The 16,397-nt window shown below is 50.8% G+C and carries 18 protein-coding genes; 4 read left to right on the forward strand and 14 right to left on the reverse strand.

The annotated features are described in order from the left end of the window. Nucleotides 1-765: 765 nt before the first annotated feature. Entirely contained in the window at nt 766-1,755 is a 990-nt protein-coding gene (locus AACZ40_RS01200; protein ID WP_291175530.1) for an aldo/keto reductase, read from the forward strand. 63 nt (nt 1,756-1,818) lie between these two features. Here AACZ40_RS01200 and AACZ40_RS01205 read toward each other — a convergent pair whose 3' ends face one another. Next, nucleotides 1,819-3,516, reverse strand: a complete 1,698-nt coding sequence (locus AACZ40_RS01205) for a LamG-like jellyroll fold domain-containing protein (protein WP_291175533.1) — start codon at nt 3,514-3,516, stop codon at nt 1,819-1,821. Between the two features lie 135 nt (nt 3,517-3,651). After that, complete coding sequence (locus tag AACZ40_RS01210) at nt 3,652-4,239, reverse strand: TetR/AcrR family transcriptional regulator (protein WP_291175536.1); 588 nt, start codon at nt 4,237-4,239, stop codon at nt 3,652-3,654. Between the two features lie 407 nt (nt 4,240-4,646). Here AACZ40_RS01210 and AACZ40_RS01215 point away from each other — a divergent pair, with 407 nt between their 5' ends. Both AACZ40_RS01215 and AACZ40_RS01220 read left to right on the forward strand, forming a co-directional pair. After that, nucleotides 4,647-6,056 carry an efflux RND transporter periplasmic adaptor subunit gene (locus tag AACZ40_RS01215; RefSeq protein WP_291175539.1) on the forward strand — a complete coding sequence of 470 codons (1,410 nt, stop codon included), beginning with the start codon at nt 4,647-4,649 and terminating at the stop codon, nt 6,054-6,056. Between the two features lie 3 nt (nt 6,057-6,059). Then, nucleotides 6,060-9,284: a multidrug efflux RND transporter permease subunit gene (locus AACZ40_RS01220; protein ID WP_291175542.1), complete on the forward strand. Its 3,225-nt coding sequence runs from the start codon at nt 6,060-6,062 to the stop codon at nt 9,282-9,284. Nucleotides 9,285-9,443: 159 nt separating this feature from the next. Here AACZ40_RS01220 and AACZ40_RS01225 read toward each other — a convergent pair whose 3' ends face one another. Next, complete coding sequence (locus tag AACZ40_RS01225; RefSeq protein WP_291175545.1) at nt 9,444-9,872, reverse strand: OsmC family protein; 429 nt, start codon at nt 9,870-9,872, stop codon at nt 9,444-9,446. Between the two features lie 352 nt (nt 9,873-10,224). On the opposite strand from AACZ40_RS01225, the gene AACZ40_RS01230 reads away from it, so the two are divergent. Then, entirely contained in the window at nt 10,225-11,382 is a 1,158-nt protein-coding gene (locus AACZ40_RS01230) for a transglutaminase domain-containing protein (RefSeq protein WP_339672843.1), read from the forward strand. Nucleotides 11,383-11,423: 41 nt separating this feature from the next. Here the strand turns inward: AACZ40_RS01230 and AACZ40_RS01235 are convergent, their stop codons facing one another. The 11 genes from AACZ40_RS01235 to AACZ40_RS01285 form a co-directional block, all read right to left on the reverse strand. Further along, nucleotides 11,424-11,831 carry a DoxX family protein gene (locus tag AACZ40_RS01235; protein ID WP_291175551.1) on the reverse strand — a complete coding sequence of 136 codons (408 nt, stop codon included), beginning with the start codon at nt 11,829-11,831 and terminating at the stop codon, nt 11,424-11,426. Between the two features lie 47 nt (nt 11,832-11,878). Beyond that, the gene (locus AACZ40_RS01240) at nt 11,879-12,133 is read right to left on the reverse strand and encodes a hypothetical protein (protein ID WP_291175554.1); all 255 of its coding nucleotides are present in this window, start codon (nt 12,131-12,133) and stop codon (nt 11,879-11,881) included. Between the two features lie 110 nt (nt 12,134-12,243). After that, entirely contained in the window at nt 12,244-12,645 is a 402-nt protein-coding gene (locus AACZ40_RS01245; RefSeq protein WP_291175556.1) for a VOC family protein, read from the reverse strand. A gap of 77 nt (nt 12,646-12,722) precedes the next feature. Then, nucleotides 12,723-13,160 (reverse strand): YciI family protein, encoded by a 438-nt coding sequence (locus AACZ40_RS01250; protein WP_291175559.1) that lies wholly within the window; start codon nt 13,158-13,160, stop codon nt 12,723-12,725. 92 nt (nt 13,161-13,252) lie between these two features. Then, a complete protein-coding gene (locus AACZ40_RS01255; RefSeq protein WP_291175562.1) occupies nt 13,253-13,612 on the reverse strand; it encodes a YciI family protein in 360 nt (119 codons plus the stop codon). Between the two features lie 62 nt (nt 13,613-13,674). Further along, nucleotides 13,675-14,034 (reverse strand): YciI family protein, encoded by a 360-nt coding sequence (locus AACZ40_RS01260; RefSeq protein ID WP_291175567.1) that lies wholly within the window; start codon nt 14,032-14,034, stop codon nt 13,675-13,677. Nucleotides 14,035-14,050: 16 nt separating this feature from the next. Further along, on the reverse strand, nt 14,051-14,530 hold the full coding sequence (locus AACZ40_RS01265) for a DUF1579 domain-containing protein (RefSeq protein WP_291175571.1): 480 nt from the start codon (nt 14,528-14,530) through the stop codon (nt 14,051-14,053). A 52-nt stretch (nt 14,531-14,582) separates the two neighbouring features. Next, entirely contained in the window at nt 14,583-14,975 is a 393-nt protein-coding gene (locus tag AACZ40_RS01270; protein ID WP_291175574.1) for a YciI family protein, read from the reverse strand. A 49-nt stretch (nt 14,976-15,024) separates the two neighbouring features. Continuing rightward, complete coding sequence (locus AACZ40_RS01275) at nt 15,025-15,192, reverse strand: hypothetical protein (protein WP_339672852.1); 168 nt, start codon at nt 15,190-15,192, stop codon at nt 15,025-15,027. A gap of 53 nt (nt 15,193-15,245) precedes the next feature. After that, complete coding sequence (locus AACZ40_RS01280) at nt 15,246-15,512, reverse strand: VOC family protein (protein ID WP_339672855.1); 267 nt, start codon at nt 15,510-15,512, stop codon at nt 15,246-15,248. A gap of 57 nt (nt 15,513-15,569) precedes the next feature. Next, nucleotides 15,570-16,055, reverse strand: a complete 486-nt coding sequence (locus AACZ40_RS01285; protein ID WP_291175581.1) for a VOC family protein — start codon at nt 16,053-16,055, stop codon at nt 15,570-15,572. Nucleotides 16,056-16,397: the final 342 nt, after the last annotated feature.

Raw genomic sequence — 16,397 nt, forward strand, 5'->3', positions numbered from 1 at the left:
CTCGTCAGAAAATCAATGATACCCTATCAGTTTCTGTCATCTTTCCGGATTTTCAGATGTGAGCAGCTTAATGTCAACTGCATCAGCTAATCCCGTCATCGCTCCCGTTTGTGACAGGACAATTACCAATCCTCTAAGAAGCCATTCTGGTAACCGTACACACCACGAAAGCTTGCTGATCAGGTGATTTGGGAAACCTTGTTTAATGCTGTGAATTCAAATCCTCTACCTGATTAAGCAGGACTTCAGCCATTGCATCCGCCAATAAACCTGCATTCACATCTACTGACCAGTGCTCGCGTTGCTGTTCCAGATAAGTTTTTCAATAAAGTCAATTCCAGTTTCGAAGGCAGATCGAGTTCTGAGTTGGGGCATAGATGTTTGCGTTTGAAGTGTGGTGATTGGTTATATGAGAGTGGGTCCCGTTTTACTGTACCGTCTTCAGTGCCATTAGAGCCGAATATTTTAGATTAAGAAACGCAATGGTTAAAAGTGATGCGCTCTCGCTGTTTGCCAGAATACGCTTACTCTCTCGATTCTGCTTCAGGATAAATTCCGGCTCCGAAATTCGATATGGAACTGCTCTGATGATTACCTTGTCACTTCCATCTTTCCTGCTATATCTGCGGCTGCTCAATGCGCAAACATGGCAGACTTCATTCTCTCCCATTCCTGTCGTTGCAACTGACATCCGACGTCACTAAGCTTGATGAAGAACAGCTAGCAGCACTCAATCAGTGATTTCAATACAGAAAGTGATGAACGATGAAAACACGTCAACTTGGCAACAGCGGCCTGGAAGTCTCCGCCCTCGGGCTTGGCTGTATGGGAATGAGCTTTGGTTATGGTCAGCCTGTTGAGGAAGCAAAGGGCATTTCGCTGATTCGTGCAGCCGTCGACCTGGGCGTCACCCTGTTTGACACAGCTGAAGTCTATGGTCCCTTTACGAATGAAACACTCGTCGGCAAAGCACTGGCTCCCGTACGTGATCAGGTTAAGATTGCGACCAAGTTTGGCTTCGCCATCGACGAACAGGGAAATCAGACCGGCTTGAACAGCCGACCAGAGCATATCAGAGAAGTAACTGACGCCTGCCTGAAGAGACTGCAAACGGATCATATTGACCTGATGTACCAGCATCGTGTGGACCCCGATGTCCCCATCGAAGAGGTTGCAGGCACCGTGAAAGAATTGATTGAAGCCGGGAAAATTGGACATTTTGGTTTATCCGAAGCGGGTGTGGATGTCATCCGTCGGGCTCATGCAGTTCAACCCGTCGCGGCGTTACAAAGTGAATACTCGCTCTGGTGGCGCGAGCCGGAAGAAGAAATCCTGCCCGTTCTGGAAGAACTGGGAATCGGGTTCGTGCCCTTCAGCCCCTTGGGTAAAGGGTTCCTCACAGGAAAAATGGATGAACACACTACTTTCGAAAGCAGTGATTTTCGCAATAAAGTTCCGCGTCTTTCCGCCGAAAACCGAAAAGCAAATCAGGCATTCGTCGATCTCCTGACAGATATTGCCAGTCAGAAACAGGCGACCTCTGCCCAGATCGCCCTGGCCTGGATGCTCGCAAAGAAACCCTGGATCGTCCCTATTCCGGGTACAACGAAACAGCATCGACTGGAAGAGAATATGGCATCCGCTTCGATTGAACTCACCGAGACAGAGCTTAATCAAATCGAAGAAGGGGCAGCAAAGATCGAGGCCAGCGGCGAGCGTTACCCCGAAGCGGCAATGAAAATGATCAATCGCTGAGCGTCAAGAACCAAGGGGCTTGAGTCGGTGTGTGCGACTCAGGCTCCCTTATTGAAGATCGCATTATTTCTTATTTTTCAATCCTACAACTTTGCCGTCCAGCTGCCATTGTTCGTCAACTTTCCCCAGCAGATGAGCGAGAGCGGTTGCTGTCACATCTACCACGTATGCCTGCTCCTGAATGCGTCCCGGTGTCACTGACGGTCCATGGACTATCAGGAAGACTCGACGTATTTCAGGCACCTGATGTCCTTTACTGTGCCCCCGTTTCAGGCCGCCATGGTCGGTGCAGATGATGGTCAGCCAGTCCTCGTTTTCATAATTGGGCCGCGATTGCATTGCCTTGAGAACGGTATTCACACATGCATCCACATTTTCAATCGCCGAGATATATTCGGGGACATCGGGGCTGAATCCAATCGCATGCCCGGTCGCGTCGGTCTGATGGAAATAGACAAACATCGCCGCGGGATTCTCTTCACGCAGGATGCGGGCTGTCTTTGCTGCGATAATCTTGTCCCGTTCGCTTTCCCGCTCCAGAGCACTGGCATTCCTTGGATCGGGAGGCTGAACATAAATACGGACTGTGTTACCTTCATGCAATTCCAGATTCAATGCGCCGGCTTTTCCATCATAATTTCCCATGAGAATATTACGTCCCTGATCCGTCGTCTGAAAACGGGCTTCAAGTGTGAAGTCCGATCGGGTGATATCGCGTAACGGTTTCTGCATCGCAATTTTCAGGCCATGCGTTTTGTCGCCTGCAGCTGGTAGCTCAAGTGCCTGGGAATCCTGACCTGTGCCGGTTTCCACAAGCTTGAGAGAGGATGTTGGCGAAATAGCCCGGGCGGGAAATGATTGCCCCGTTTGACCGGCGGTATCTGCGAATTGCCTCTCTTGCGTATCGCTTTCTGGATGGGATTCAAACGTGTATTCGGCGAGCAGTCCCTTACGATCGACAGTTTGAACTCCTCCAGCTGCCACTTTAGCCGACTGCGCGATTTCCTCAGGCGTTAAGGCCCGCTTCCAGATACGGACCTCATCCAGTTGTCCATGAAAACAGGTTTGCCCGGCACGGGAATCTCTGCCGAGATAATAAAAGTCTCCACCGAGTGCAAAATCCAGATCAACGCCAGACAGCGAAGCGATCTGCTTACCGTCTAGAAATAACTGCAATTCATCCTGTTTCCGAACAGCCAGCAGATGATGCCATTGACCATCCCGTGTATCAATCTTGAGCTTTGAAGCAGAGACACTTAGATCAGCGGTCTGATTTTTCGATCGAGGTAACGCTTCGACCTCTGTAATATCGGCTTCGGAGAGAATAAATTCATGAATGGGTTCCCACGAGACCAGCGATACGGTCTGAGCATCAGGCCGCTCCCGCTTAAGCCGTTTGAAAAAATGCGGGAACAGCTCGTAGTTCTTTCCTTTGAAATGATTATCGTGCACGCCATGCTTGTCGGCCCAGACACCGGTCAGAATGCTTGACCAGCCGGGACCACTGATCGTATCATTTTTCTGATAGCGTTTTCCCAGGATCTGTGCCTGATCGGTAAAAGCACCTTCGCGAATCAGCCTGTCAAATGTGGGAGTCTTCGCCTTCAACAACGCATCTGGTCGTGTACCATCCATGCCGATAATCAGTACGCGTTTCTGCGATCGCGTTTCCTCAGGGTTCGCCGCTGATAATTTTGGTATCAGCATGGTTCCAGCGAGAAGCAGGCAGAACATTCCAGCAATCTGTTTCGAGTTGCTCATTACAATTCTTTCCAACCGGCGAGAGAATAGAACTGGCTTATGAATGAAATTCTGCAGCCAGAGAAGACTACAGTATAGCGCGTCCTGTTTTAAGGACTCAACCGCCCTGAGATGAATTTATGATGAAGCTCCTGCTCAATCTGGAAAAGCCTGCAATGCCAGGTCAGCGACTTCGCACAACTGATTACGACTGGCTCCGCCTGCTGCCTGTACGGCGATTCCATAGGAGACTGTGGATACATATTTTGCGAGTTGCTGTGCATTGGAACCAGCGGGTAGATCTCCTTCTTCGATTGCCCGTTCAAACCTCTGGCATAACAGTTTTTCGCATTTCGCGCGGCGTTTGACCATCTCTTTGCGAATCGAATCCGCGGCATCACCACAGGCCAGTGCACTTTGCACCAGGAAACAGCCACGCGGATTTTTTGAATTTGAAATCAGTTCGATATTGCCACTCCAGAGCTTTTTCACAACCGCACGGGCCGTCGGCTCATCCAGTGAACTGTGAAGATGGCAGGCGCGCATTTCCATATAGCGATCGATGGCTTTATGAAACAACGCTGCTTTATTCCCGAAGGCGGCATACAGACTGGGACGATTGATTCCCATCGCCTCGGTTAATTCCAGAATCGACGTACCTTCATAGCCATTCCGCCAGAATACATCTAACGCATTGTCTAATGCCTGATTCGTATCAAATTCGCGTGGACGTCCTACGGACATGCGGCAGCCTCCCCTGTTTCTTACTGAATAGTACACAATCAGACTTGACTGGCCAAGTCGAATGGTATATTTCTTACCTGTCAGTATATAATTCGATAGTATTAAGAAGTTTTAACACGGAAAATCTATCATATCAACATATAAATATTTTTTACTACAGTTGGGAAATGATTCAGAAATCAGCGCCACCTGACTGCAGTTTCAATTTGGAAAAGGCATCTGCTCTTAAAATTGCCACCAGAAGCTACAAGGCCGAACCAGTTTTGGAAACCAGGGTCTATTCCCCTGAAACCGATGTAATGATCCCGGATTCGATGAGTTCAGGCGAAACCCGCTGTCGCTGATCCTGATTCCCGCCCACTGAAGATGCCTTTAAATTTCCAGCCAGACTCGATGGAGAATCGCAAATGTCGCGAGTGACATTGTTGATATTATCAATTCAGACACTGACGTTAATTGCCTGTACCGAGAACGCAGCCCCGCCGGTTACTCCCCCTCCCACCAAGGTGACCACAGCCCGACCTCTTGTTTTGCCCGTCATCGAATGGGATGAATACACGGGGCGCCTGGCAGCCATCGATGCCGTTGAAGTCCGGGCTCGAGTCAGTGGCTATCTGCAATCAACTCATTTTGAAGAAGGTCAATTGATCAAAAAAGGTGATCTGCTGGCAATCATTGACCCTCGCCCGTTTGTCGCTGAAATGAATGCTGCCCAGGCGAGATTAGAAGAAGCCAATGCCAGGCTGGCTGAATCGAAATCGCTGCTGAAACAGTCACAGGCGGAACGCGCAGATGCTGCCGCCCTGTTGACACTGGCAGACCAGCGCGTGAGCCGCATCCAGCAGCTGGCGCGTAAAAATGCCACGACACAGGATGATGTCGATGTCAGCAAAAGTGAAAAATTACAGGCGGAAGCCAACCTGGCAGCCGCCGATGCAATGATTGAATCCTCGAATGCCCGGATCAAAACTTCACAGGCAGCCATTGAAACAGCAAAAGCGAATCTGGAAGCCGCTGAGTTAAATATTCAATACACTCAGATCCGGGCACCCATCAGCGGGCGCATCAGCCGACGTAATGTAACGGAAGGGAACCTGATCAGTGGAGGCTCTGAACAATCAACGCTTTTAACAAACATCGTCTCGGTCAATCCGATCCACTGCTATTTTGATGCAGACGAACAGGCCTTTCTCAAATACGCCCGGCTCTCAAGGGAAGGCACACGCAAAAGCTCCCGGGATGTGAAAAATCCGGTCTACATGCGGTTGATCGATGAACAGGGCTTTCCCCATATCGGACATATGGACTTTGTAGACAACCGCATTGATCCCAATACGGGAACCATGCGGGGACGTGCCATCTTCTCAAACGACGATGACCGTCTCACCCCCGGTTTATTTGCTGAAATCCGTCTGCCCGGCAGTGGTCGGCATGACGCCATTCTGATCCCCGACAGTGCGATCGGCAGTGATCAGTCTGAAAAATATGTGTATCTGGTAGATGCTGAAAAACAGATCAAACGTCAGGCCGTAGAATTAGGTCCCATTGCCAAAGGTTTAAGAGTAATACGCTCCGGGCTGGATGGATCGGAAGTGCTGGTCACTCACGGCCTGCAACGCATATTTCCCGGTGTCACGGTAGATCCGTCTCTCGAAACCCTGCAAGCAAGCTCCGATTCCAGCCTGCCGGATCACTACAAACCGGTACCACCAGAGAAATGGCTCACCCGTCGCTCCTCACCTGCACCACCGGGAATTTCTTCAAATATTCACCAGGCAGGCGCGCAGACATCGGCCCGCCCGAATGGGGGGCAATAGCGTATGAAATTTCCCCATTTCTTTATTGATCGTCCCATTTTTGCATCCGTGCTCTCGATGGTGGTGCTACTGGTGGGAAGCCTGGCTTACTTCCTGCTGCCTGTCGCCCAGTATCCGGAAGTCGCTCTCCCCACCGTCGTCGTTCGCGCCAGTTATCCGGGAGCCACACCTGATACGATTTCGAAAACCGTCGCCACTCCCCTGGAGCAGGAAATCAACGGCGTTGACAACATGGTTTACATGGAATCCCAGGCAACAACTGACGGTTCCATGACCTTGACGGTCTCTTTCGCCTTGGGGACCGACGTTGATCAGGCCCAGGTACTGGTACAAAACCGGGTCGCCATTGCAGAGCCGACACTTCCTGCTGAAGTGCGGCAGATTGGCGTCACTACCCGAAAAAGTTCTCCTGACCTGATGATGGTGATTCACCTGTATTCTCCCGACGATTCCCGGGATCAACTCTATATCAGCAATTATGCCTACCTGCAGATTCGCGATGTACTGTCACGCCTGGATGGCGTAGGAGACATTCAGGTTTTTGGGGGAACCCAGTACAGCATGCGGGTCTGGCTGGATGTAGAACGTCTGGCAGCACTCGATCTGACTCCCGGTGATGCCGTCCAGGCGATGCGACAGCAGAACATTCAGGTTGCCGCCGGTGTCATAGGACAGCAGCCGCTGCCAGATACGAAAGAAGCATTTCAGGTCAATGTAAACACACTCGGCCGATTGCAGACTGCAGAAGAATTTGGGGAGATCATCCTCAAATCGGGAGAAGAAGGGCGCCTTGTCCGTCTCAATGATGTTGCGCGAATTGAACTGGGCGCGACCGACTATTCCGTGCGCAGCTATCTGGGCGACAAAAACGCAGTTGCCCTCGCCATGTTCCAGCGTCCCGGTTCCAATGCCGTAGCGTCGGCGGAACGTATCATCAGCAAAGTCGAAGAACTTTCCCAACAGTTCCCCCCCGGGCTGAAACACGAAGTCATTTACAACCCGACCGCCTTTGTCGAAGAATCGATCGATGAAGTTTTCTCCACGCTCTGGCAGGCAGGTCTGCTTGTGACACTCACCGTATTTGTCTTTCTGCAAAACTGGCGTTCGACCATAGTGCCGACCATCGCGATCCCGATTTCACTGGTCGGTACTTTTGCCGTCATGTATGCCATTGGCTTCAGCTTGAATAACCTGTCACTGTTCGGCCTGGTGCTCGCCATCGGTATCGTGGTGGACGATGCCATTGTAGTGGTAGAAAATGTCGAACGACTGATCGCAACCGGTCTTTCGCCTCGAGATGCGACTCGCAAAGCCATGGACGAAGTCGGTTCAGCCTTGATCGCGACCACGCTGGTTTTGATCGCGGTCTTCGTACCAACCGCTTTCATCGCCGGAATCAGTGGCCAGTTTTACCGACAGTTCGCTATTACCATTGCCGTCTCGACTGCAATTTCGACTTTTGTCTCGTTGACACTTACACCTGCAATGTGTGCCCTGCTGCTGCGTCCTCCGAAAGCAGCGAGTGAGAAAGCGACTTCTGCCAGCCGCTTCCGCTTCATTCGAGGACTGGTCTACCTGCGCGAACTCCCCTTTCGCCTGTTTAACAAAGTATTTGATTTTACCAGCGAACTTTATGCGGGCATTGTTTCGCGTGTATTGCGAATGAGTTTCCTGATGCTGATCGTGTACGTCGGGCTGCTCGGTTTGACCTGGTTCGGCTTCACTAAAGTTCCCTCCGGTTTTATTCCTGCTCAAGACCAGGGATATCTGATTATCGCGATCCAACTGCCACCTGGAGCGAGTCTGAATCGAACTGATGAGGTTACGCGACAGATTACCGATATGGCACTGGATGTTCCCGGAGTCTCTAATGCGGTGTCGTTTGTCGGGTTCTCAGGAGCAACTCGTGCCAACAGCTCCAACTCAGCGGCTATTTTCCCTGTGCTCGAAGACGCCCGGCTCCGTGCGACAAAAGGGCAGTCAGTCAATGCGGTCCTGGCAGAGCTGCGGAAACGGGTCAGTGTGATTGAAGATGCCAACGTATTCGTCATCCCCCCGCCTCCCGTGCGCGGGATTGGTACCGGGGGCGGATTCAAAATGCAGATCCAGGATAAGTCCGGCGCCGGCATGATTGCCCTGCAGGATGCCACCAATGCCGTCATCAATCAGGCCAGGCAGGAACCGGGACTGGTGCAGGTTTTTACGAACTATACTATCGGAACTCCCCAGTATTTTGCCGACATCGATCGCACCAAAGTCCGAATGCTTGATGTCCCTATCGGCAACGTCTTTGATGCATTGCAGATTTACCTTGGCTCTTCCTATGTGAATGACTTCAACTTCCTGGGACGTACTTATCGAGTCACGGCACAGGCAGATTATCGCTATCGTGATGAACGCGAAGACATCGCCCGGCTCCGCACCCGCAGCAGTACCGGGGCGATCGTTCCGCTCGGGTCGATGGTCACTCTTCGTGAAACGACTGCGCCGGACCGGATTGTCCGCTACAACCTGTATCCGTCGGCTGACATCAATGGAGATACCCAGGCCGGCTTCAGTTCCGGCCAGTCGATTGCCACCATGGAACGTGTTGCCAGGGAAACACTGCCACCAGGCTTTGGCTTCGAATGGACGGATATCGCTTACCAGCAGAAAGCGGCGGGAAATACGATTATTTATATCTTCCCATTATGTGTGCTGTTTGTATTCCTGGCCCTGTCTGCACAGTACGAAAGCTGGATTCTGCCGCTCGCGGTCATCCTGATCGTGCCCCTGTGCCTGTTGTGTGCCGTCTTTGGAATCTGGCTGCGAGAGATGGACAATAACATTCTGGTGCAGATCGGCTTTATCGTGCTGATCGGACTTGCCTGTAAGAACGCCATTCTGATCGTCGAATTCGCCAAGGCGGAAGAAGACACGGGCAAGAGTCCGTTCCAGGCAGCCGTCGATGCCTGCCGCCTGCGATTGAGGCCGATTCTGATGACCGCCTTTTCCTTTATCCTGGGGGTGATTCCACTTGTGATCGCCACGGGAGCCGGTTCTGAAATGCGACAGGCATTAGGAACGGCAGTCTTCAGCGGGATGCTGGGAGTGACTCTGTTTGGACTCTTTCTGACCCCCGTGTTTTATGTCGTGCTGCGAAAAATGGTCGCATCTCGGAAACAAGACTCACCGGAAAATGAGGAACTCAATACTGCTCCTCAGCCAATGCTCGAAAACCAGACATAAAAGAAAACCTCGGCATCGATTTCGTAATCAATGCCGAGGTTTTTCGTATATCGACAGCAGTAATTAACCAGAGTGTGTCCAGTTTGACTGTAGCCTCTCCAAGGCCGTTTGCACCAGGCATAATAGCAGGAGAGACGCTATGGCTGAATGTGATGCGATTTAGACTACAGTCACATCCAGAGTAATGTCGGCATTAAACAGTTTCGAAACGGGACAGCCGGCTTTCGCCATCCCCGCCAGTTCTTCGACTTTGGCAGCATCAGCACCGGGAACGCTGGCCTTCAAAGTCAGGTGAACCGATTTAATCGCAAAACCGCCTTCGACCTGATTTAAAGAGACCTCAGCAGTCGTTTCCAGCTTATCAGCTGTAAGACCGGCGTCTCCGAGAATCTTCGAAAGTGCCATTGAGAAACAACCCGCATGGGCGGCTCCCAGAAGTTCTTCAGGGTTCGTTCCCTGCTCACCTTCAAAGCGGCTGGAGAAACCATAGGGTAGACTGGATAAGGCACCACTCTCAGTAGATACAGTCCCTTTTCCATCTTTAAGTCCACCCTGCCAGACTGCAGATCCCGTTCTTTTAATCGTCATGATAAATTCCTTTATTTTAAATTCGATAATATTGGTCCATCAATCCTGTATTGACAGGCGCTCAACGCCAGGTGAGCACGCCAACGAGCATGCGGACCATTTCAGACAACGTGTCATTCCAAGTCTGATAAGACACTGTTAACAACACTGCCTCCTCAGCTTAATCGATTCGCTGCAAGATGTCACGTAACAGCCGGGAAAGCAGCGGCTGCCTGAAGTGAATGATCAAATTCCATCAGTTGGAGATTCCCACCATTGCCAGCGCCCTGTCTTCCAGTTTACAATTTATCACTCTAAAGAACTTAATAATATCTGAGCATCAAATTCAGGCTGAAACAAAGGGATTTATACCATGTGTTTTCGTAAATCACCTTCTGGTCTATTCTTACTGTTATCCATTATCGCTCTGCTTCCCCGCACTGCATTGACTGCGGAAATCCCATCTCCATTAAGTCCAGACACACCCTATACGGCGAAAAAAAGTGCGCCGGTCACTCATGATGTCGAGTTCTCGGTCATTGTGACGCCCCCCTACCATTGCAAGGTATTGAAAGTCTGGATTCCAGTTCCCCAATCAGATGCAGCACAGAAAATTGAAAACAGTCAATTCACCACATTTCCCGACAAAGTCAAACCGCAGATCTCGAGCGAGCCTGTGTACGGAAACCGTTTTGCCTGCTTTGAGTTTCACGATCCGCACGGAGCTCAGATCATTACCCATCGCTTTCGGGCCCAGGTCTGGAACCTGAACTGGCAACTCGAGCCGGAAGCCGTCGAAACCGTTTCAAACTGGCCTGACCAGTTCGCCCCTTACCTGACTCCTCAATCCATACAGGATCAGCAGCAGTTTCAACGGGTACTGAAACAGATTGGAAAAGCCACTGAGAAGCAAAGACCGGGACTGATGCAGGCGATGAGCTGGATCGATCAGAATCTGACCTACGATCACATCAATGCGTCCTTACAGGCTGATGCCAACCATGCCCTGAGTCAACGACGTGGCCACTGCAGTGATTACCATGGTTTATGTGCCACCCTGGGACGGGCCATGGGATATCCGACGCGTGTCACCTATGGACTGAGCCTCTACCCCAAGAACTCACCCTCGCATTGTAAAATGGAGGCCTTCCTGCCCCCTTACGGCTGGGTCAGTTTTGACATTTCGGAAACTCAGAAACTGGTGAAGTCGATCCAGTCCTCAAACGATTTCACACCACAACAGCAGCAATCTCTTACTACTGCCGCCCGACAACGACTTCGCTCCGGCTTTCGTGAAAACAGCTGGCTGCTGCTGACGCGCGGCACCGACTACGAATTGGCACCTCCCGCATCAAAACCAGTACGAATTGTTCGCACGGCCTATGTGGAGGCAGATGGAGCGGCACTTCCCGAACCAGATCCGGCCAACAGCAGTCAACGCGAATTTTCCTGGATGACCTCACACCGCTACACGGCTGACAGGCCCTTCAAGAAACGCTTCAAAGATCTTTCCACTCTCAGCAGTGATTAACCAGGCTGCAAGGTCTTGCCGCAACCATTTAAGGGCTACCCTTATTTCAGTGTGCGAAAGGGAATCAGCTTCCACAACCGTTTGTCGCGGAGAAACAGGCTGAGCCAGACCAGTACGCCAAGTCCTGCCTGCACCACAAAAGGATCGCCGACCCGCCAGTGCGTGCACATCGCGCCGCCCAGATAACCGGTCAATAAAATTGCTCCCACGACTGACGTCCAGGGCAGCAGATAAAGCACCAGGCAGGTCAGTTCCAGAATCGCCAGCGGAAAAACCATCGAATCCGGCAGTCCCAGATGGGCCATGCCTTCTGCCAGTTCAGGACCTCCTTTGAGTTTCATCACACCACTCATGCCAAACATGAAAGCCAGGGCGGCGGCAATCAGACGACCAATCCAGACCAGTGCAGTATGGGGACGTTGACTCGGTGTGGAAATGGCGTCATTCATGATTAATTCCTTCTCGTGATGCGGGAAGCAGATTTTAAACAGTTCAATTATATTGTCACATTTTCATAAGCCAGCTGCAGGGCAATTTTTATAACTTTCTTGCTGGCATTTTGCAATTTCACATTCGTGTACCCGCGTTGTCCCCAGGCACCACTGCAGGGTTGGAATACTTCGGAGTCCGATTCGATCAGCGCGGCCTGCTGTTCGGGAGTCAGCTTCACCATCCCCCACTCCGTAGTTGGACTTCCCAGTGAGGCGTAAATCAACTGCTTTTTTCCCGCTCTAAAATCAGGATGCGTCATATGAGACTTCTCGATAGCCCCTGCGAATGACAAGGCGATTTCTCTAAAAACGTCCTGATTCATATTCCCCATCTGCCTGCATCAGCGCCTGGACCAATCGCGATTCAACGTTACTCTGCCGCTGCTGGATCCATGTAAAATACTTCCCAGATATGGCCATCCAGATCCTGGAAGCCATGTGCATACATAAAGCCATGATCCTGGGGCTCATTATAAGTACTTCCCCCGGCAGCAACAGCTTTCTTTACCAGAGCGTCAACCTGCTCCCGATTCTCACAGGATAATGCCACCAGGACTTCCGTACTTTTAGTTGCATCACAGATTTCCTTGGGAGTAAACATCTTAAACTTGGGATAAGTCAACAGCATGGCATAAATTTCCTCGCTGATCACCACACTCGCAGCGGTCTCATCAGTCCACTTTTCGTTGATCGAATACCCTAACGCTTTATAGAAAGTCATCGACTTTTCCAGGTCTTTGACAGGCAGATTTACAAATATTTTTGTCGTCATTACATCTTCCACATTCAGAGTGAGTGATTATGGGTCTTTTCCCCTGCAATGATATACGAATCCCGGGATTACAGTGATTATTCTTCCGCTAATCCCAATTGTTCCGTCGCAGCCCGGATCCGCTCTTCCTGTTCCTGCAATTCCGGTGTAAATTCCTCGCCGAAATCTTCGGGCTCAAACAGGGGACGTATTTCAATATCAGATTCTTCCGTCATCGGATTCGGACAGCGTTTGACCCATTCAATCGCTTCTTCCATGGATTTCACCTGCCAGATCCAGAACCCGGCGACCAGCTCTTTCGTCTCTGCAAACGGGCCATCCATCACTGTCCGATTTGTATCCGAAAAACGAACCCGGGCACCACGCGAACTGGGATGCAGCCCTTCTCCGGCGAGCATGATTCCCGCCTTTACCAGTTCCTCATTGAAGTTTCCCATGTCTGTCAGCAACTGTTCGCTCGGCATTTCACCTGCTTCAGAACCGGGTGTTGCCTTGACCATTACCATGACTTTCATTGGATTTCCCTTTCTGTTCGTATTAGGATTGCTGTTTATTTCCATGATCTAGCCATTCGTCGAACAGGCGTTTCTGAAATCGACAATCCGGTTTATTTTTTTACAGGAATTTCCGGCAACTCGAAAATTGGCCTGATTTCCACAGTCCCTTTTTTCGCCGGTGGGAGACGGCTGGCGATCGCAATCGCCTCGTCCAGATGATCAACGTCGATGATGTAATATCCCCCCAGCTGTTCTGTGGTTTCCGCAAACGGACCATCGGTCACGATTCGGCGGTCGTCACGGACCCGCACACTGGTGGCGGTCGAAACGAGATGTAACGGCGAGGACGCAAGATATTGCCCCTTCTCATTCAGCTCATGACAGATCTGGGTTGATTCTTCCATGCAGGCAGATCGTTCCTCTTCAGTCCAGTTTCCTTCTTCACCATAAATCAGCAGCATATATTTCATTGTGTTAACCTTTATACTCAGTATGAAAGTAAAAAGAGCAAATCAGATGGAATCCCGTTTGATTATTTTGCTTCAGGAAGGTTATCCAGTTCCACGATGGGCCGCACTTCTATAGTACCAACCCGCGCGCCCGGGATTCGACGTGCTACCGCGATGGCAGCTTCCCGGTTTTCCACGTCCACCAGAAAATAGCCGCCCAGCTGCTCCGTCGTTTCTGCAAAGGGACCATCCGTGATGAATGCTTCGCCTTCGCGAACCCGTATGCTGACAGAAGTGGTAGTCGGCTGTAGAGGCGCAGCGGAGCAATACTCTCCTTCCGCATCCAGTTCGTAACACAAGGCTACAGACTCCTTCATCGCCAGCTTGCGTGCTTCTTCTTCCCAGGCATCTGCTTCTGCGTAGACCAGTAACATAAATTTCATATCCAGCCAGCTCCCATTATGTTTTTCGACGGTTGTGGGAAGTCATAATCTGCAGCCATGTTCCGTCATCAGTCAGGATTTCACTTGTAAGAATCCAGTGGGAGTCGTCAACCAGTTCAATGGCGTCTTTGTAGGATGTCATGCCTTCACTACCAAACTTCGGCCCCTCTGCTTCCAGGGTCAGTTTTTTACCTGCTGTGATGACACCATTCTGGTACTGCCAGAGATACGTCATCATGGATCCCACGAACGTCCCTGTATAACAACTCTTGACTGGATCATAGCCTAAAGTCATTAATGTCGACCAGCGTCCTCCCTCGGGTTCCTCTCCACTCCCTTCCAGCAGATACCACATCCCCTCCAGTGAACGACAGGTGGTTACTCCCGTTGATGTATGAGTTGGCTCTCCGGGGCCCATCTGGCATTCCGTTTCCGTCTGCCACTCTCCTACCAGGGGCTCCAGCCAGTTGTGTTCTGCCTGTGGCTTTTCAAACATTTGATAATCCTTGTAATAAAAGAAGGTGAAATGAAATCCTGCTCTCTGCGAATCAGGAATTCTTAAATGCGGCGTCACGTGCTTCCAGTAATGCGTTGATTTCTGCATTCGCAGGCCGGATTTCAAAGGGTCCAAAACGGACACCAGGATGCTTTGACATCAGCGCGATGGCATGATTCAAATCCCGTGCTTCCAGAAAGAGTAGTCCCCCGATCTGTTCTTTCGTTTCCGCAAAGGGGCCGTCGGTCACATCAACCTGCCCCCCCTTCATCCGCAGCGTCACAGCAGCTTCTGCACGCTGTAACGCCTCGCCTCCCACAAAATGACCGCCGCGTCTCAATTCATCATCGTAGGCAAAACACTCTTCCATGAACCCTGCCATTTCGGCTTCCGTTTTGCCTTCCATCGTTGCGTCATCATAGTAACCCAGACAGACAAATTTCATTTTTCTCTCCTCAATCATGCTTGTGTGAAATGATCGTTATGTAGTGGGATCAGTAAGATTCTCCCGCCGCGGCACTCTGCAGTCGTGCGATATCCAGTTTGGTCATCTGCATCATTTCCTGCATTACCCGTCCGGCGACAACAGGATCCGGATCTGACACCAGTTCTGGCAAGACGCTGGGAACGATCTGCCATGAGAGGCCGAACTGATCTTTCAACCAGCCACACTGCCCCGGCTCCCCTCCTGCGGATAACTTTTCCCAGAGCTCGTCTATTTCATCCTGGGTATCACAGTTGACTGCAAATGAGATCGCTTCCGTAAATTGAAACAGAGGCCGCCGTTCAATGCGAGAAACTGCTGGCCTTCCAGTTCAAACGCAGCGACCATGACCGATCCCTCAGGCCCCGGGCCTCCTGAGCCATAATGGTTGATTTTCAGTTTCTTCGAATTTTCAAATACCGACAGATAAAATTCCATCGCCTGTTCGGCATTGTCATTGAACCAGAGAAACGGAGTAATTTTTTGAACCTTGGACATAATTCTGATTCCTGATGATTTGAGTATTGAAGAAGCTGGAGACGGGCAACAGAGAAATCAGCCCTGGCTGAACATCGCCTGCATGCCTTCCTGAATTTCTTCCATACTCAGATCACGCACATGGGTAGCGATCGCCCAGCAATGCCCGAACGGATCTTCCACCTGGCCGTAACGGTCTCCCCAGAACATGTCGGTCACCGGCATTTTCAAAGTAGCTCCTGCAGCGACTGCCTGCTCCACCAGCGCGTCTGCGTCTTCCACCTGCAAATGCAGTGTTACCGGTGACCCACTCAATTCTTTAGGTCCTTGTATGCCACAATCGCTGTTTGCATCCACCAGCATGACTTGCGAGTCACCAATTTTGAGACACGCATGCATCAGCCTTCCATTCGGGCCGGGCAGACGCATCTGTTCGACTGCTCCAAAGGCTTTTTCATAAAATGCAATCGCGTCTGTCGCCCCGTCACAGACCAGATGTGGTGTGACCGTGTGCATGCCTGTCGGGATGGGTTTGACGTTTGTGTTCTGCTTAGCCGAATTCATGATTTCACTCCACTGATACTCTGAAAATGGGTAAACCGTATTTGCTTCCAGAGCGCATCACATTTAACCATAGCGTCGCTCAATCTGAGATACTCGGACCAAATGGCCTTGGAAACGCTACAGTAAAACTGGACACAGTCTGCTGGAAATCAAATACCCTTGATTACCATCTAGTCGAACGTGCCCCTGCGAAATCGACAACCTGACTGAAATATTTTTTATTTTGGAGAAAAGGAAGTTCTATCAGCACATTCTATACACATAAAACAAGTAATAGCAGCCGGTTGTGCGATAGCCCAAGACTGGCGGACTCCTGAAGAATACTTCAGAATCTTCTTAGGA

This window comes from uncultured Gimesia sp. (genome assembly GCF_963972345.1).
Taxonomy (GTDB): Bacteria; Planctomycetota; Planctomycetia; order Planctomycetales; family Planctomycetaceae; genus Gimesia.